The sequence below is a fragment of the Xylanibacter sp. genome, from assembly GCF_057607445.1.
The window spans coordinates 196,561-215,148 of sequence record NZ_DBLZAX010000005.1 but is presented as its reverse complement, the minus strand read 5'-3'; the positions used below and the strand labels follow the sequence as shown (position 1 = coordinate 215,148).

The window sequence follows — 18,588 nt, the reverse complement described above, 5'->3', positions numbered from 1 at the left end:
TTTGCAATCTGCCGGAATTAAATATAAGGATCTGTGATCCGATTACTTCCTATTTTGTCATTATCATGTTGTTTTAAACTCCGATTACTTCCTATTTTGTCTTTATCATGTTGTATTAAACCTGCTTAGACATTTTGATTTTTCACTTTTAGTTGCGCTTTTGCGCCTACTTTTCGTTCCTTATTTTCGTAAAACAGCGGTATTTTAAGCGGATCAGGAGATCCTCCAAATGCATTGTAGCTATCAGTCTTTTACGCCAGACATTTTCACTTTTAATTTTTAATTGCTCAAGCCTGATTGAGCTCAGCGCCTACTTTTCGTTCCTTACTTTCGTAAAAACAGCGGTATTTTAAGCGGATCACAGATCCTTATATTCAATTCCGGCCGATTGCAAATCAGCCGGCACATTAGCCTTGTTGGTTATTTTCAATTGCAATGCATTGGCAATAGCCTCCGTTCCTTACTTTCGTAAAACAGCGGTATTTTAAGCGGATTGAAAATCCTTATATTTAATTCCGGCGGAGCGCAGATCCGCCGGCACAATAGCCTTGTCGTTTATTATCAATTCTATTACAAAGAAAAGAATCAACAAGGCATATGACTTTAACTACTAGCCAACTCCGTTGGCGATAACTCCTCTAACTACTTTAACTACTAATTACAATATCCAACAAAGCAATTGAATTTTTAATTCTTAATTTTTAATTGCGCAAGCCTGCTTGCGCACTACGGTTCCCCTAATGCCTCTACGATCAGTTTTACCTGTGCGGGCGTATAGGTGCGCGACTTTGGCGATGCGCCTATGGCTGCGAGTTGTTCACGAAGGTTAGGATAGCGGTCTATCCATAACGAGAGCTTATGATAGGCGGCACGGGGATTCATGTCGGGGCAGTAAGCCTGGGCAAGTTCCATGCGGCCGTATGTGCGTATCTTGAAACATTCCATATCTGCTTTGACTTAAAGACTCCGTCGCTCCGTAGAAAGGCGTGAGATGCCTACGGCAACGGGGACTGTTATTATGTAGCTAAGATACGAAAAATTTGCAAGATAAGCAAAGGTTTATGTAACTTTAAGTCACTGTAACTCATCATTTTACACATTATCTCATTTCTGACTTTTGCTGCTTTGTATCTTTGCAAAAGAAAGTTCAGTAAATTGATAATTATGAAACGTAGTTCAGCGTAAGCTAAAAGAAGTTCAGCATAAGCTAAATGGTGAAACAGGAAGTAAGCGGATTGAAAATCCTGATACTCCTTTCCGGCGGAGCATAGATCCGCCAGCACAATAGCCAACGTAGTGATTGCGAGAAGAATCAATAATGCATTTGATTCTAACTACTAGCTCACCTTAGTGAGCGATAACTACTCTAACTCCTGACAAGAAACGGAGTTCGGCGCAGCTAATTTGTGAAATAGGAAGTAAGCGGATTAATAAATTCTGATACTCCTTTCCGGCGGAGCACAGATCCGCCGGCACATTAGCAAACGTAGTAGTTGCAAGAAGAATCAACAATGCATTTGACTTTAACTACTAGCCTGCTCCGCTGGCGATAACTCCTATAACTACTTTAACTCCTGACAAGAACGGGTAAATTAATTATGAATTGTGAATTATAATCGTATTATTAATCTTTAAAACTTAAAAAACTATGATTCGTTACAAATTGTACCAGAACAAGATGGAAGGCAACACGGGGTATAACCTATGGTACGCCCGCGCCGTGTGCGACGAGACTTACGACACGGAGATGCTTGCCAAGCACATGTCTACTCACAACACTCCCTACTCGCCCGGAGTTATACACGGTGTGCTGAAAGACATGATTGCATGTATCAAGGAACTGCTGCTCGACGGCAAGAACGTTAAGCTGGACGACCTGGCTATATTCTCCGTTGGTATAAGGAGCAAGGGTGCCGCCTCTGTTGCCGCCTTCAACGTGGCCGAATATGTCAGCGGTCTGAAACTCCGCGCACGTGCCACCGGTAACCTCTCGACCTCTACCCTGAAACAGGACGCCGTGGTGAAACAGCTCACGAAATACTCGGTAAGCGACACCGGCGAAGGAGGAGGAATTTAAGTGAAAAGTGAAAAAACAGAGTTTGACGTTAGTCTATCCAATTGTATTGTAGGTCCTTTTCGCAAGCATTATGTTTGCCGTTGACTCTAACTTTAACTCATGGTTGAATTGAACCCACAAGACATATGGATTTTCATTCTTAAGTTTTCACTTTCGTAATACTGCGATAGTTTAAGCGGATTGAAAACAGCCCTACGCAGAGTGACGAAAAGAAGCCACTTTGAAGCCTCCCCACGGGGGAGGTTTGGAGGGGCTCTTTTTCTTTAACTTAATATTAAATTTATAATAAATATGAACGACCAGAAGAAAACTATCTTTAAGATTATTATTCAGACTGTAATCAGTGTGCTGTCGGCCGTAGCTGCAGCTTTCGGCTTACAGAGTTGTATGTAAACTTACATGACCGATGAGAACAATTACTCTTATCATCATTCACTGCTCGGCGACTCCCGAAGGGAGGAGCCTGAGCTTTGAGGAGTGCCGGCGCGACCATATAATGCACAGACACTTCAGGGATATCGGATACCACTTCTATATCACGCGCGACGGCACCGTGCACGACGGACGGCCCATAGAAAAGGTCGGGGCGCACTGCGAAGGCCATAACTCCCACTCTATCGGCATCTGCTACGAAGGCGGACTTGACGCCAACGGCAAGCCGGCCGACACCAGGACTGAAGCCCAGCGCAAAGCCTTGAAATCTTTAGTAGAGAGAATGCACCGTCTGTTTCCTAAAGCCCTTATCGTAGGGCATCATGACCTAAACCCACGCAAAGCATGCCCGTGCTTTAAAGTGGAGCCATAATTGGGTTGGAACGAGGATTCCGTAATGTCTATGTCAGGAGTTAAAGTAGTTATCGCCAACGGAGTTGGCTAGGAGTTAAAGTCATATGCAAACGTAGTACGTGTTTAAGTGAAGAATGAAAAGTTAAGAGTGAAAAATCCAAATGCTTTGTTGTCTTTCTTCGCAAGCACTACGTTGCTTATGTTCCGGCGGATCTGCGCTCCGCCGGAATGGAATATCAGGATCTGAGATCCGATTTCTTCCTATTTTGCATTATCATGCTGTTTTAAACTCGCTTAGACATTTTAATTTTTAACTTTTAATTTTCTCTTCGTTCTTCACTCTTCACTTTCGTAAGATGCACTACGTTTGCTAATGTGCCGGCTGATTTGCACGAGTTGTTGAGCACAGCGAAAAATCTGCCGGAATTTAGTATCAGGATCTGAGAGCCGATTACTTCCGCCGGAACATTAGTTAAAGCCATGTGCCTTTATTGCTTCACGTCAACTGCAAGACTAACTTCCTTAATTTTTAATTGCGCAAGGCCTGATTGCGCTTTTGCATCTGCTTTTCCTTACTTACTTTCGTAAAACAGCGGTAGTTTGAGCGGATCAGGAGATCCTTATATTCAATTCCGGCGGAGCGCAGATCCGCCGGCACATTAATTAGCTAACCCAATTGTGAATTATGAATTATAAATTATTTTCATATTTTCTCCAGATCCGTTGGCGATATGTTCATGCGGGCACAGCCGAGGATGTCGAGCTGCACTACGATGTCGAGGTTGGCGGCATCGGCTGAGTCGTGGCTTTCGCATCTTACGATGTTGCCTTCTAGTCCAAGGAGTTTGCCGCGCACGACACGCACCTTGTCGCCAAGACGCAGCGGCAGGGGCTCGATAGTGATGGCGGCATCGGAGTTGTAGAGGATAAAGCGGAGCTTCTCTATTTCACGGTCGGGCACGATGGCTACGGGATGCCAGCCGTATTGATTGGTGGCAGCGGCGCGATTGACCATAAAGCGCTTTACGAAAGGAAGGTTGACAACATGATGGCGGCGGTCGGCCTCGGTGCAGCGCACAAAGACGGCAGCAGGAATAACAATACGGTCGATGATTTTACGGCGCCCGTTCTTCCAGCGGCGCAGCTCTTTTTGTGTAGGAACGTATGTGTCGTAGCCCAATGCAGCTATCTTTTCGGCACACACTTTTTCGGTGTTATTGCTGACTATCGCGACGTACCATCTGAAAGGTTGAGATACGCCTACGGCGTCGCCAGCGTCATTATTAGCCGTCGCAAGATTGTCGTTCGAATTTACATTTCCGTCCATGAAAGTCCGGTTTATGTTTGCTCTTTTATGATGCCCCACGTTATTATATAATATGTGAAACACCGGTGCAAAAGTAATATTTTTTATATAAATAAGTAAACAAAAGCAGCATTTTTTTTGAAGCCGTACTGTAGGCGGAACAAACAAAACGAAAAAACAGACAGCAACGCATGCACGTAAGTATCTGACATAAAAGAATTTACAGGCACAAGCATCCAGCAACCAACCGCCTTGGTGCATAATGGTTCATTTGCATCGTGAGAAAACAAAGGTGCTGAGAGCCACAGACAATAATGGTATTGTAATTGGGAGTTAAAGGAGCATTTTCTAAGTGAAGAGTGAAGAATCCAAATGCCTTGCTGGGTATTGTAATTAGTAGTTAAAGTAGTTAGAGGAGTTATCGCCAACGGAGTTGGCTAGGAGCATATTTAAGTGAAGAGTGAAGAATTAAGAGTGAAGAATCCAAATGCCTTGTTGGGTATTGTCATTGGGAGTTAAAGAAGTTAAAGGAGTTATCGCCAACGAAGTTGGCTAGGAGTTAAAGTCATATGCCTTGTTGATTCTTTTCTTTGTAATAGAATTGATAATAAACGACAAAGCTAATGTGCCGGCGGATCTGCGCTCCGCCGGAATTGAATATAAGGATCTCCTGATCCGCTTAAAATACCGCTGTTTTTACGAAAGTAAGTAAGGCACGAAAAAAATTAAAAGTGAAAATAAGAATGCTAAGCTAGCATAAGACAACATGATAATGACAGAATTGGAAGTAATCGGACAGTTCTGGCGAAAATTAAAAATTAAAAGTTAAAAATCTAAATGTCTAAGCAGGTTTAATACAACATGACAATACAAAATAGGAAGTAATCGGATCACAGATCCTTATACTTTATTCCGGCAGATTGCAAATCAGCCGGCACAATAGCAAACGTAGTGCATCTTACGAGTTAAAGTCATATGCCTTGTTGATTCTTTTCTTTGTAACAGAATTGATAATAAACGACAAGGCTATTGTGCCGGCGGATCTGCGCTCCGCCGGAATTGAATATAAGGATTTATTTAATCCGCTTAAAATACCGCTTGTTTAAGTGAAGAGCAAATGCAAAAGCGTAACTAAAAGTGAAAAATCTAAATGTCTAAGCGAGTTTAAAACAACATGATAACGCAAAATAGGAAGTAATCGGACAGTTCTGGCGAAAATTAAAAATTAAAAGTTAAAAGTTAAAAATCTAAATGTCTAAGCGAGTTTAAAACAACATGATAACGCAAAATAGGAAGTAATCGGATCGCAGATCCTGATATTTCATTCCGGCGGAGCACAGATCCGCCGGCACATTAGCAAACGTAGTGCTTGCGAAAAAAGACGACAATGCATTTGGATTTTTCACTCTTCACTTTTCATTCTTCACTTAAACACGTACTACGTTTGCATATGACTTTAACTCCTAGCCAACTCCGTTGGCGATAACTTCTTTAACTACTCTAACTACCGATGATAACCATCAAAGCTCATGGAGCGCAGATCCGCAGAAATAACACCAAACGTTGTGCTTATTTAATTTCTAACAAGAACCACAAAAACGTCAGACATAAATCAAAACATTTGATAAGATTTTGTTTTTCGTACGATTTGAAGTATCTTTGCATAAGATATACTGCATCTCTGCATAACATTCAAGCATGGCTTGAAGATTACGCACACGCAATGAGGACGTTATCTTCGCTTTGATTTTTTTGTATTATGAAAGAATATATTGTTTCTGCGCGCAAATACAGACCTATGACCTTCGACTCGGTTGTGGGACAGGCGGCTCTTACAACAACGCTGAAAAACGCGGTGAAGAGCGGAAAGCTGGCTCATGCCTACCTGTTCTGCGGACCAAGAGGCGTGGGCAAAACAACATGCGCACGTATCTTTGCCAAGGCCATCAACTGCCAGAACCCTACTGCTGAAGGTGAGGCCTGCAACGAATGCGAAAGCTGCAAGGCGTTCAACGAACAGCGCTCGTATAACATCTTTGAGCTCGACGCTGCCAGCAACAACTCGGTGGAAAACATCAAGGTTCTGATGGAACAGACAAGAATACCGCCGCAGGTGGGTAAGTATAAGGTGTTTATCATCGACGAGGTGCACATGCTGTCGACAGCGGCATTCAACGCCTTTCTGAAGACTCTTGAGGAACCGCCTGCACACGTGATATTCATCCTGGCGACAACAGAGAAGCACAAGATTCTGCCTACCATCATATCACGCTGTCAGATTTATGACTTTGAGCGCATGACGGTGCCCAACATCATCAACCACCTGAAGATGGTGGCCGACAAGGAAGGCATAACTTATGAGGAAGAGGCGCTGAACGTGATAGCGGAGAAGGCCGACGGCGGAATGAGAGACGCGCTGTCGGTGTTCGACCAGGCGGCAAGTTTCTGTCAGGGCAACATCACATATAAAAAGGTGATTGAGGACCTGAACGTGCTCGACGCCGATAACTACTTTAACATCATCGACCTGTGCCTGGAGAACAAGGCGGCAGACGTGATGGTGCTGCTAAACAACATAATAAACAAGGGCTTCGACGGCGGACACCTGATAAACGGACTGGCGGTGCACGTGCGCAACGTGATGATGGCAAAGGACGAACAGACGCTGCCGCTGCTGCAGGCGAGTGCATCGCAGACGGAGAAATACAAGGCGCAGGCTGCCAAATGCAGTTCGGCGTTTCTGTATAAGGCGCTGCGTATTATCAACGACTGCGACATAAACTACCGCCAGAGCAGCAACAAGAGACTGCTGGTGGAGCTGACACTGATAGAGATAGCGCAGATAACTCAGCCTGACGACGAAGGGGCAGCCTCGGGGCGTTGCCCTAAGAGACTGAAATCCCTGTTTAAAAGACTTATGGGCGAAAGGCCAAAGGCGGCTATGCAGGTGGCCGCGGCCGAGCCCAGCGTTAACCGCCATACGGCCATTGCCAAGCACAATGCCGAGAAGGCGGCAGAGAGCGTCGTGTCTGCAAGCGAAGGCAGCAGCACCGACAACAGCATGAGCAACGGCGACGGAGCAAAGGCAGCACAGCCGGCTATAACGACGAATCTGCGAAAACTAAAACTGGGCAGCATCGGCAAGACGTTTGCCAACCTGAGACGTCAAGGCGAAGAGCCGCAGATGGTGGCGGAGCAGGACGTAGAGGTGGTGGACAACGGTGAGCACAACACATTCACCGAGGACGAGATGCTGACGCAATGGGTAGGCATGTGCAACCGTATGCCGCAGCAGATGACGGGAATAGCGGCACGCATGAAGAACATGATGCCGACAATAAAGGAGTTTCCGAACATCGAGGTGGTGGTTGACAACGAGATTCTGCTGGAAGAGATAAACAAGATTAAGGGCAGAATACGCAACACGCTGATAAAGGCCCTCAGAAACAGCGACATAACACTGACGCTAAGACTGGCAAAGCCTGAAGAGATAAAGCGCATACCGACAAACCGCGAACGCTTTGACGAACTGAAAAATACAAACAAGGCCTTCGAACGACTAAGCGAAATACTCGGACTGGAAGTAAGCTAGAATTTCATAATTACGTTCTTGTCAGGAGTTAAAGGAGTTGGATTAGGAGTTAAAGGAGTTATAGTAATTATCGCCAACGGAGTTGGCTAGGAGTTAAAGTCATATGCAAACGCAGTGCGTGTTTAAGTGAAAAATGAAAAGCGAAAAACGAAAAATCCAATTGCTTTGTTGGTCCTTTTCGCAAGCACTACTTTAGCACATGGATTTTTCACTCTTAGTTCTTCACTCTTCATTTAAATATGCTCTTCACTTCCGTAAGACTCACTACGTTTGCTAATGTGCCGGCGGATCTGTGCTCCGCCGGAATAAAGTATAAGAACCGAAGGTCAGCGTAGCTAATTTGTGATCCGATTACTTCCTATTTTACGTTATCATGTAGTCTTATGCTATCTTGGCATTCATATTTTCACTTTTATTTTTTTAAATGCTCAGGCCTGATTGCGCTTTTGTACCTGCTTCACATAAATAATCGGTATTTTAAGCGGATCACAGATCCTTATATTTAATTCCGGCAGATTGCAAATCAGCCGGCACATTAGCATTGTTGGTTATTATCAATTGCAATGCATTGACAATAGCCACAGGACATTTGGATTTTTCACTCTTCGTTCTTCACTCTTCACTTAAATATGCTCTTCACTTCCGTAAGACGCACTACGTTGCTAATGTGCCGGCGGATCTGCGCTCCGCCGGAATGGAATATCAGGATCTGTGATCCGATTACTTCCTATTTTGCGTTATCATGTAGTCTTATGCTAGCTCGGCATTCATATTTTCACTTTTAATTCTTAATTTTTAATTGCTCAAGCCTGCTTGCGCTTTGCGCCTGCTCTTCGTTCTTCACTTAAAATTATATTATCGTCATTCCCAATTCTTCACACTCTTTTCTCATCTCTTCGGGCCATATGCTGGCCTGTATCTCGCCTAAATGGGCTTTGTGGAGCAGCACCATGCACAGGCGGCTCTGCCCTATTCCGCCGCCGATGCTCAACGGAAGTTCACCGGCAAGGAGCTTTTTGTGGAAATACAGACTCGAACGATGTTCCTGACCAGTGAGCTTCAACTGGTGCAGCAGTGCTTCTTTGTCAACACGTATGCCCATTGACGACAGCTCGACGGCACGGGCGAGCGTGGGATACCAGATAAGGATGTCGCCGTTGAGACCGTTGCGGCCGTCGCTGTTGGGCGTGGTCCAGTCGTCATAGTCGGGAGCACGACCGTCGTGCGGCTTGCCGTCAGACAGGTTGCCGCCGATGCCAATGATGAACACGGCGCCATACTTCTTGCATATCAGGTCTTCACGTTCTTTCACGCTCTTGTCGGGATACATCTGCAGCAGGTCTTCGCTGTGGATGAAATGGATGTCGGAAGGCAGAAACGGCTTAAGGGCCGAATAATGCTCGCACACAAGATACTCGGTGCGGAGGATGGCGGCATAGATGCGGCGGACAACGCTTTTAAGGAAATCGAGATTGCGTTCGGCGCGCGTCATAACCATCTCCCAGTCCCACTGATCGACATAGAGCGAATGAAGATTGTCAAGCTCCTCGTCGGCCCTGATGGCGTTCATGTCGGTGTAGATGCCATAGCCCGGCTCAACAGCATACTCTGCCAGGGTGAGCCGCTTCCACTTGGCAAGCGAGTGGACCACCTCTGCCTGAGCGTCGCCAAGATCCTTAATGGGAAACGTCACGGGGCGTTCCGTGCCGTTGAGGTCGTCGTTTATGCCAAGACCTTTAAGCACAAACAGCGGTGCTGTTACACGGCGGAGGCGAAGCTCCGTTGAAAGATTCTGCTGAAAAAAGTCTTTTATCATTTTTATGCCCTGCTCCGTCTGCCTAACGTTCAGCAGCGGCATATAGTCTACAGGCCTTATCAATTTGCTCATATTCTCTCTCATTAATCATAAAATACGGCAGCAAAGATAATAATTTATTACCAATATGCAATAATAATGGATAATTTATTGTCATTACTTCAATAAATACACAAACAAAGCAACACAAAGACTACAGAAAAGACACAAAGAAAGCATAACCGTAATTTATCTTACATATTGATTTAGCAAAATGACATTAAACGGCGACAGAATAAGATTTAGGTGAAACAGTGCCATTTTTTGCGCAAAATTGTGTGCAAAAATAAAATGCAGTACATCAGAAAGATATAGATATATAACGCCTGGATGTGCAACAAGAGGAATGACGACGCCGTGCAAAAAGGCACAAACGGGAAGCCGAAAGACCGCAAATCAGAAGGCGAAAGACGGCATAACGCAAAGCGAAATGTATAGTAATAAAACGGCAAAAGCATGCCTTTTGCAGACCGACGGCCATAAACCGGCACTCAAAACGCATGAAAACAGGCAGCAAAAGGCACAAAGCAGACTTACCAGAAGACTAATACGGCAACAAAAGCGCGCATACGCAACATGTCATTATGAAAGAACAACGCGCCATTTACTTACATTTTAACATCACACAAATCATCAGAAAACAGCCCCCGACAGCCTGACCCGCATACACAAGGCACGAACCAGGCGCAAAGACACGAAAAAGGGCCGGGGGCTGAAAGCCCGGCCCTGTCATCACAAGAAGAAAATTCAGCAACGCTTTGCTTATATTATGCAAAAAAAATATATGTTCATAGCATTAAACCTTGGTGCAAGCCACATGACGGCAGAGCCGCTGTCTACTTGCCTATCCATCCGAACATCCTGTCGGGATAGTTGGTTATGATGGCATTCACGCCCGCCTTAACCATCTTCTGCGCATCGGCCTTGGTGTCTACGGTGTAAGGAATGACGCGCATTCCGGCAGACTTTGCCTTTGCTACGAAGGCTGCGTTGACCATGGGATAGTCGGGACCGACGGCATAAGGCACGAAGCCGAGCTTGGTCATGGCAGCATCATAGCCGCCCGACGTATTGTCTATCAGGTAGAGCAGGCGCATCTGCGGATACTTGGCATGAAGATACTTCAGCGTGCGCACGTCGAAGCTCTGCACAAGCAGGCGCGAACCGAGGTTGCGGGTGCTGAGAGCCTTTACACACTGGTCGGCAAAGGTCTTGTATTCGGGCGTGAGTTTGCCGTCGAGAGCGGCGTCAGACTTGATTTCTATGGTGTATCTTACAGGCGCAAGGCGGTGCTGATGGCAGTAAGTTTCAACAGAATCTATGAGCGCCGTCACCATAGGCACATGGGTGTAAAGGCGCTTGCTGTCGGGTAAGGCAGGGTCTTTTACGTTGCCGATGACCTTTGCCGAAAGCTGTTTCCATGTGAGCGAATAGATGGGATACTTCTGTCCGTAGCCTTTGACATAGGGATCGTGCGAAACCACCACTACCCCGTCCTTGGTTACATGCAGGTCCATCTCAAGGTCGGTTACGCCGAGCTTCACGGCATTGAGCATTGCCTCGATGGTGTTCTCGGGATAAAGTCCGGCACCTCCGCGGTGAGCTATGACAGAAACGCGAGGTCTGATGACGTCAGAGACGGTGCGACCGAAGCGGTTGGTCATAACCACCTTTATCTCCTTATAGTTGCCCACGGGCTTGCATCTGAACAGGTGCGACGTGTTGGCGGGGCGTCCGGCAGCAAGCGTGCGCGAGCCAAACTCAAAGTCGACGCCAGTGAAGCGCTGCATGGTGCCCATCAGTTTGCCGTCCTGATACCATTCAACCTTGCATGCAGGGTCGTAGTCCCAGATGTTGGCAACGACATATCCGGGCTGCGTGCCGAAGTCGCCCTTGTCGTAGAGCGTCATCTGGCGCGAGAAGGGGAAGCCCGTGGCCTTATACTGCCACTCGACAGTGTTGCCGTTGACATCTACCACCATATATCCGTTAGGCGCTCCGCAACGGTTTAGCCATCCGTTCCACCATGCTCCGCTGGCAGCTCCTATGTTGTGCTGATAGAGGTTGCTGTTGACCACCACGTTCTGAAAGTAATGTGTATGGCCGCAGAACACATGCACCTTGTAGCCCTCGAGCAACTTCTGCAGCGAGGCAGCCCCGCGCATGTTCTGGGCAGGGTCGTCCTTGTTCCATGCGGCAGCGTGCATGTTGAGGATGACGAGCGAGCCCTTGGGCACAAACTTCAGGTCGTTGGCGAGCCAGCGCAGCTGATTCTCCGTGAGCGTCTCAACATACGCCTTGTTGCCCTTATAGTTGATGTTCTTCAGCGTAACGACGTGAGCCTTGCCTATGTTGAACGAATAGTCGGCAGGTCCGAACATAGCCGCATAGGCCATCTCGCCGTAGACTCCGGCACCAAGGCGCGAGTTGTTGAGTCCCTTGTAGCGCTTGTCGAAGTCGTGGTTGCCGATACACTGAAACATGGTTATCTTCATGTTCTTGAACGACGCGGCATAGCTGCGCAGCAGCGGCAGGTTGTCGAACACGATGTCGCCCACGGTGATGCCCACCACCTCGCGCGTCTTGCTCAGCGAGTCGACCACGGCACGCATGTCGGGCACCAGTTCGGTGTTCCATCTCTTCATGTCGGCAGCATCGAGCATCTGAGGGTCGGATATGGCTATGTAGCTGAACCTGTCGGCAGGCTTGGTGCGCTTTTCGAGCACAAAGTTGCAGCTCTTAGAGCTTACGGCCGTCCTGACGGGCACGTAGAAGCCGGAGGCTATGCCGTTCTTAGAAGGCAGCTTGTAGGCGGCCGGCGTGGAGATGCTTATAAACTTGCTGACAAACGTGTCGGTGCGCAGCGTCCAGTAGCCATTGGCGTCGGTACGGGTGAAGGCCATGCCGTTGTTGACCACCACTCCGCTGATGCCCCTGCCCGCCTTGTCGGTAACGCGGCCCTTTACGGTAAACACGTTCACACTGGCCTGACCATTGCTCAGAAGCATCATGGTGGCCATAAGGAATAAACATATTCTCAACTTCATAGGCTTTATGTTTTTGTTTTTATACGTTCGCTCTCTGTTATGCCGCACCCGTCATCGGCAGACAACGCCCTGCGACGTGCCGCTGCATAGGCAAAACACGCACACGCCATACTGCAAAACTGCGACTGCTGGCGGCGCAAATCCGGCGGCTTGTAAATTTTTGTACAAAATTACCAAAATATGTTTACATTGATGATGCATAAAAGGTTCAATTGCTTTAAAAAAGTATAACAAAAACATTTCTGCCGTGAAAAAGCCGTCAGAATGACCGATTTTTAAGTCTGCCAGGCACATAGGGGCACTGACGGCACGGCACAATAAGGAGCGGAGAAGATGAAAACAGGCTACGGAGGAGAAGAAAAGCACGCATTGTTACAATAAAAAATTTAAAGTTACATTAATTAATATGATTACAAACCTAAAATCTGAGCGTCATAACATAAACAAGAAAAACTGAAATGAGAAAACTTTTTTTGTCTGCCATCGTTATGTTGACAACGACGGCACCAAATCTTTCTTACGCGAAAGACATTTACGTTTCCACATCATTCCATGAGCCGGCCAACGAAGGCCTGCGCTTTATCTACAGCTATGACGGACTGAGATGGGACACCATACAGGGCACATTCCTGCGCCCGGCGGTAGGAGAACAGAAGGTGATGCGCGACCCTTCGATAGTGAAAGGACCCGACGGCACGTTCCATCTGGTATGGACATCGAGCTGGAAGGGCGACAAGGGTTTTGGTTATGCATCATCAAAAGATCTTATCCACTGGAGCAAGCCAAGACTGATAAACGTCATGACAGACCCTACAACGGTGAACGTATGGGCACCGGAACTGTTCTACGACGACGTGAAGAAGCAGTACATGATTATATGGGCATCATGCATACCGGGCAAGTTTCCCGACTATAAGGAAGACCACTACAACAATCACCGTCTGTACTACGTTACAACAAAGGACTTCAAGAAGTTCAGCAAGGCCAAGGTGCTTATCGACCCTGACTTCAGCAGCATTGACGCCACTCTCGTAAAGAGAGGCAAGGACGACTACGTGATGGTGCTGAAAGACAACTCGAGAGACCAGCGCAACATCAAGGTGGCTTTTGCCAAGTCGCCCTACGGCCCATGGAGCAAGGCGTCGGAGCCGTTCACAGAGAGCTTCTGCGAAGGTCCGTCAACGGCAATGGTCAACGGATGGTATTACATCTACTACGACTCTTACCGCCACGGCATATACGGCGCGGCAAGGACAAAGGACTTCAAGAACTTCCAGGACCAGACAGGTGCCGTAAAGTTCCCTGTAGGACACAAGCACGGAACGGTGTTCATGGCCGACGAGGAGATTGTGAAGAACCTGATAAAGGAGAACCGCGATGCCGTGCACTACACCGGAACAACCGTGGCAACGCCTGCACGCCATGACGGCGGACTGTCGCCCGTGGTTGGCGTACACAGCATTCAGACTATGAGAGGAGAACAGGGATGGCTCTATAACCATCAGCCCATGATGGCATACTGGAAAGGCAAGTTCTACATGCACTACCTGACCGACCCGAGAAGCGAGCATGAGCCGCCCGGAAAGACCATGCTGCAGACTTCTGTAGACGGATACAAATGGACTAAGCCCGTTGAGCTGTTCCCTGAATACAACGTGCCCGACGGATACACCAAGCCGACATGGCCGGGCGTTGTGGCAAAAGACCTGAAGGCCATCATGCACCAGCGCGTGGGCTTCTATGTGTCTAAGAGCAACCGCCTAATTGCAATGGGCAACTACGGCGTAGCCCTCACTCCGAAAGACGACCCCAACGACGGCAACGGAATAGGCCGCGTGGTAAGAGAGATAAAGGCCGACGGCACATTCGGTCCTATATACTTTATATATTATAACCACGGATTTAACGAAAAGAACACCGACTATCCTTACTACAAGAAAGCAAAGGACAAGGAGTTTGTTAAGGCCTGCGACGAGATTCTGGCTAACCCGATGTACAGAATGCAGTGGGTTGAAGAGGCAGACAGAAACGACGACATACTGCCGCTGAAGACTCCCTACAAGGCGTTCAGCGGATACACTCTGCCCGACGGACGCAAGGTGGGACTGTGGAAGCACGCGCTGACAAGCATAAGCAGCGACGGCGGAAACACATGGAGAGAACCGGCAAAGAGAGCTCACGGCTTTGTGAACTCTAACGCGAAGATATGGGGACAGCGCCTTTCTGACGGCACTTATGCCACTGTGTACAACCCGGCTGAGTATCGCTGGCCGCTGGCTATATCGCTGAGCAACGACGGACTGGAATACACAACGCTCAACCTGGTGAACGGCGAGGTTACGCCTGAACGCCACTGGGGCAACTACAAGAGCTACGGACCGCAGTATACACGAGGCATACTGGAAGGCAACGGAACACCGCCGGACAAGAACCTGTGGGTTACTTACAGCAACAACAAGGAAGACATGTGGGTGTCGTGCATACCCGTGCCTGTAAAGATAAAGGCTACGGAACATGCAGGAGGCAGCTTCAGCAAATATGCCAAACTGCAGGACATGAAAGACTGGAACATCTACTCGCCGCTGTGGGCGCCCGTAACGCTCAACGGCGAATGGCTGACACTGAGCGACAAGGATCCGTATGACTACGCCAAGGTGGAGAAACTGATACCGGCTACGAAGGAACTTACTGTAGACTTCGACGTTAAGCCCGCACAGAACGACCACGGACAGCTCAACATAGAGTTCCTTGACGACAAGGGCAACATGTGCGCCCGCATCGTGCTCGACTCTGCCGCAACAATGAAGGTAAAGGGCGGAGCGCGCTATGGCGGCATGCTGAAGCACTATGACGCCGGACAGACATATCATATCACGGCCAAGCTGTCGGTAGACGGACACGTGGGAACATACTTTGTGAACGGCAAGAAAGCAACGGCACGTATGTTCGACACACCCGTTGACGCCATAACACGAATAGTATTCCGCACAGGCGACCTGTTCACTGAGCCGAGCATTGAGACTCCTGCCGACCAGTATGTTGACATGCCACGTGCCGACGAGCAGGACAAGTTGGCATCATTCTCTATTGCAAACGTGAAGACTGCATCGGCAGACGCCGATTCAGCATCAACAGTGCTGAAATATGACGACTTTGCACACTATGCCGAATACTTCAACAACATGGAGGACGAGAACATCGTTACGGACATACCCAACAGCAAGTCGTCTGAATGGATGAGCAAGAACATACCTCTGTTTGAATGTCCCGACAAGGACATGGAAGAGATCTACTACTTCCGCTGGTGGTCGCTGCGCAAGCACATCAAGCGCACTCCTGTAGGACTGGGTATGACCGAATTCCTCGTTCAGCGCTCTTATGCCGACAAATACAACCTCATTGCCTGCGCAATAGGACATCACGTGATGGAGACACGCTGGCTGCGCGACTCGACATATCTGCACCAGATACTGAACACATGGTATCGCGGCAACAACGGCAAGGCAATGCAGAAGATGAACAAGTTCAGTTCATGGAACCCTGCTGCCATATATGAGGCTTACAAGGTGCTTGGCGACACATCATTCGTAATGGCACTGAAGCCGTCGCTCGAAGAGGAATACGCACGCTGGAAGAGCACCAACCGACTGAAGAGCGGACTCTACTGGCAGGGCGACGTGCAGGACGGAATGGAAGAGAGCATCAGCGGCGGAAGACGCAAGCAGTATGCACGTCCGACAATAAACAGCTACATGTACGGCAACGCCATGGCTCTGGCAGAACTGAACAAGCTGGCAGGCGACACAAAGAAGGCGAAGGAATACACAATGGAGGCCGACACGATAAAGAGCCTGATACAGACAAACCTCTGGAGCGAGAAGCAGTCGTTCTTCGAAACTATGAGAGGCGACACTCTGGCTGCCGTGCGCGAGGCTATAGGATTTATTCCATGGTATTTCAACCTGCCTGACGCAAAGAAATATGACGAGGCATGGAAACAGGTGGAGGACGAGGAAGGATTCTCAGCTCCCTACGGACTTACAACGGCAGAGAGAAGACATCCTGAATTCCGCTCGCACGGAGTGGGACGCTGCGAATGGGACGGCGCCGTATGGCCTTTCGCAACAAGCCAGACGCTTACAGCCATGGCAAACTACATAAACACATATCCCGAGCCTGTTGTTGGCGACTCTACATTCTTCAAACAGATGAAACTGTATGTTGAGAGCCAGCACCACAGAGGACGCCCGTATATCGGCGAATATCTCGACGAGAAGAACGGAGCATGGCTGATGGGCGACCGCGAGCGCAGCAGATACTACAACCACTCTACATTTGCCGACCTCGTGATAACCGGTATAGCAGGACTAAGACCGCAGGCCGACGGCAGCATAGTTGTCAATCCGCTCATACCGGAAGGCACATGGAACTACTTCTGCCTGGACAACATAAGCTATCGCGGCAACAACATAGCCATCGTCTACGACAAGGACGGACAGCGCTATCACCAGGGCAAGGGCCTCATGCTCTTCGTTAACGGCAAACTGGCCGCCAAGAGGGACGGTCTGGGTAAACTGACTTATAAAATAAACAAGAAATGAAACGTGTTATAATTCCGGCACTTATGCTACTGAGCATGAGTGCCGGAGCTCAAACTTTTGAAAACAAATTTACAAGACCGCTGAGCGATGTGCTCAACGACGTGTCGGCGAGATTCGGAATAAGACTGAAATACAACGTTGACACAACAGGACTGAAACTGGCGTATGCCGACTTCCGCGTGCGTCCCTACTCTCTCGAAGAGACTCTCAACAACATATTGTCGCCCTTCGACTTCAAGGCTGTTAAGCAGAACGACAAGCTGTATAAGATAAAGCCTTACGAATATCCGCGCAGACAGCCTGAGGACGGACAGAAGATGATAAGCTGGCTGACATCGCTTTACAGCAATAAAACAGAATGGGAAGCACGACGCGACACGCTGCGCAAGGAAGTGAGAGAGCGCCTCGGCATAGACAAGCTGCTGCCGCTCTGCTCAAAGGAGAAACCCGAATACTCGAAGATAAGAAAGTTTGACGGATATACCGTGCAGAACTTCAGACTGAAGACAACGAACGGCCACACTGTGTGCGGCTCTATCTATGCACCGACGAGCAAGGGAAAGCATCCGCTGATAATATGCCCCAACGGACACTTCAGCAACGGACGCTACGGCAAGGTGCAGCAGCTGAGACTGGGCACGCTGGCACGCATGGGCGCGATATGTGTAGACTATGACCTGTGGGGATGGGGCGAATCAGCCGACGAAGTTGGCAGCAAGGCACACCAGACACCTGAGGCTCACGTGATGCAGGCATTAAACGGTATAAGGATACTCGACTGGATGATACAGCGCAAGGACGTAGACACCAAGCGCATAGGCGTAAACGGAGGCTCGGGCGGCGGCACTCAGACCGTGCTGCTGACGGTGCTCGACGACAGATTTACGGCTGCCAACCCTGTGGTGAGCGTTTCGTCGTGGTTCGACGGCGGATGTCCGTGTGAGAGCGGAATGCCGATACAGCTGGCAGGAGGAGGCACATGCAACGCCGAACTGGCTGCAATGTTTGCCCCGAAGCCGATGATGCTGGTGAGCGACGGCGGCGACTGGACATCGACAACGCCCGAACTGGAATATCCTTACCTGCAGCGCATATACGGATTTTATGGTGCTACCGACAAGGTGAGCAACATCCACCTGCCGAAAGAGCGCCACGACTTTGGCGACAACAAGCGCAACGCTGTTTACAAATTCTTTATTGACACCTTCAACCTCGACGCATCAAAGCTCGACGAGAGCAAGGTTACGATTGAAGACGAGAACGCACTAAGATTTACACCTAAGAAATAAATGAAAAAAACACTACTAAAGACAACATTGCTGGC

10 protein-coding genes and 1 pseudogene are annotated in these 18,588 nt (G+C 48.4%); 7 read left to right on the top strand and 4 right to left on the bottom strand.

What is annotated here, in order from left to right; genetic code table 11:
- Positions 1-726: 726 nt before the first annotated feature.
- Positions 727-945, bottom strand: coding sequence for a DUF4248 domain-containing protein (locus ACZMIG_RS06065; protein ID WP_021853817.1), 219 nt, complete (start codon positions 943-945; stop codon positions 727-729).
- Positions 946-1,648: 703 nt separating this feature from the next.
- On the opposite strand from ACZMIG_RS06065, the gene ACZMIG_RS06060 reads away from it, so the two are divergent.
- The 3 genes from ACZMIG_RS06060 to ACZMIG_RS06050 all read left to right on the top strand — a co-directional run bounded on the left by ACZMIG_RS06060 (position 1,649) and on the right by ACZMIG_RS06050 (position 2,882).
- Complete coding sequence (locus ACZMIG_RS06060) at positions 1,649-2,077, top strand: HU family DNA-binding protein (RefSeq protein WP_302698970.1); 429 nt, start codon at positions 1,649-1,651, stop codon at positions 2,075-2,077.
- A 291-nt stretch (positions 2,078-2,368) separates the two neighbouring features.
- Positions 2,369-2,470: a smalltalk protein gene (locus ACZMIG_RS06055; protein ID WP_021853815.1), complete on the top strand. Its 102-nt coding sequence runs from the start codon at positions 2,369-2,371 to the stop codon at positions 2,468-2,470.
- A gap of 13 nt (positions 2,471-2,483) precedes the next feature.
- A complete protein-coding gene (locus ACZMIG_RS06050) occupies positions 2,484-2,882 on the top strand; it encodes an N-acetylmuramoyl-L-alanine amidase (RefSeq protein ID WP_021853814.1) in 399 nt (132 codons plus the stop codon).
- A 684-nt stretch (positions 2,883-3,566) separates the two neighbouring features.
- On the opposite strand, the gene ACZMIG_RS06045 is transcribed toward ACZMIG_RS06050, so the two are convergent.
- A complete protein-coding gene (locus tag ACZMIG_RS06045) occupies positions 3,567-4,190 on the bottom strand; it encodes a UpxY family transcription antiterminator (protein WP_053399322.1) in 624 nt (207 codons plus the stop codon).
- A gap of 1,738 nt (positions 4,191-5,928) precedes the next feature.
- On the opposite strand from ACZMIG_RS06045, the gene ACZMIG_RS06040 reads away from it, so the two are divergent.
- Positions 5,929-7,761 (top strand): DNA polymerase III subunit gamma/tau, encoded by a 1,833-nt coding sequence (locus ACZMIG_RS06040; protein ID WP_487889258.1) that lies wholly within the window; start codon positions 5,929-5,931, stop codon positions 7,759-7,761.
- 850 nt (positions 7,762-8,611) lie between these two features.
- Here the strand turns inward: ACZMIG_RS06040 and asnA are convergent.
- Positions 8,612-9,649 (bottom strand): aspartate--ammonia ligase, encoded by a 1,038-nt coding sequence (gene asnA, locus ACZMIG_RS06035; RefSeq protein WP_487889257.1) that lies wholly within the window; start codon positions 9,647-9,649, stop codon positions 8,612-8,614.
- Positions 9,650-10,452: 803 nt separating this feature from the next.
- Positions 10,453-12,663: a glycerophosphodiester phosphodiesterase family protein gene (locus ACZMIG_RS06030; RefSeq protein WP_487889256.1), complete on the bottom strand. Its 2,211-nt coding sequence runs from the start codon at positions 12,661-12,663 to the stop codon at positions 10,453-10,455.
- A gap of 488 nt (positions 12,664-13,151) precedes the next feature.
- Between ACZMIG_RS06030 and ACZMIG_RS06025 the strand changes: the two are divergent.
- The 3 genes and pseudogenes from ACZMIG_RS06025 to ACZMIG_RS06015 all read left to right on the top strand — a co-directional run.
- Positions 13,152-14,039 (top strand): annotated as a pseudogene (locus ACZMIG_RS06025) (glycoside hydrolase family 43 protein); the annotation flags it as partial.
- Positions 14,013-17,264, top strand: a complete 3,252-nt coding sequence (locus ACZMIG_RS06020) for an MGH1-like glycoside hydrolase domain-containing protein (protein ID WP_482694210.1) — start codon at positions 14,013-14,015, stop codon at positions 17,262-17,264. The pseudogene ACZMIG_RS06025 and the gene ACZMIG_RS06020, both read left to right, overlap by 27 nt.
- Positions 17,261-18,553 carry an alpha/beta hydrolase family protein gene (locus tag ACZMIG_RS06015; protein WP_487889255.1) on the top strand — a complete coding sequence of 431 codons (1,293 nt, stop codon included), beginning with the start codon at positions 17,261-17,263 and terminating at the stop codon, positions 18,551-18,553. Before ACZMIG_RS06020 ends, ACZMIG_RS06015 begins: the two co-directional genes overlap by 4 nt.
- Positions 18,554-18,588: the final 35 nt, after the last annotated feature.

Excerpts from the sequence above, each read along its gene's own strand:
- ACZMIG_RS06065 (WP_021853817.1), bottom strand. The coding sequence starts at position 945 with ATGGAATGTTTCAAGATACGCACATACGGCCGCATGGAACTTGCCCAG.
- ACZMIG_RS06060 (WP_302698970.1), top strand. The coding sequence starts at position 1,649 with ATGATTCGTTACAAATTGTACCAGAACAAGATGGAAGGCAACACGGGG.
- ACZMIG_RS06055 (WP_021853815.1), top strand. The coding sequence starts at position 2,369 with ATGAACGACCAGAAGAAAACTATCTTTAAGATTATTATTCAGACTGTA.
- ACZMIG_RS06050 (WP_021853814.1), top strand. The coding sequence starts at position 2,484 with ATGAGAACAATTACTCTTATCATCATTCACTGCTCGGCGACTCCCGAA.
- ACZMIG_RS06045 (WP_053399322.1), bottom strand. The coding sequence starts at position 4,190 with ATGGACGGAAATGTAAATTCGAACGACAATCTTGCGACGGCTAATAAT.
- ACZMIG_RS06040 (WP_487889258.1), top strand. The coding sequence starts at position 5,929 with ATGAAAGAATATATTGTTTCTGCGCGCAAATACAGACCTATGACCTTC.
- asnA (WP_487889257.1), bottom strand. The coding sequence starts at position 9,649 with ATGAGCAAATTGATAAGGCCTGTAGACTATATGCCGCTGCTGAACGTT.
- ACZMIG_RS06030 (WP_487889256.1), bottom strand. The coding sequence starts at position 12,663 with ATGAAGTTGAGAATATGTTTATTCCTTATGGCCACCATGATGCTTCTG.
- ACZMIG_RS06015 (WP_487889255.1), top strand. The coding sequence starts at position 17,261 with ATGAAACGTGTTATAATTCCGGCACTTATGCTACTGAGCATGAGTGCC.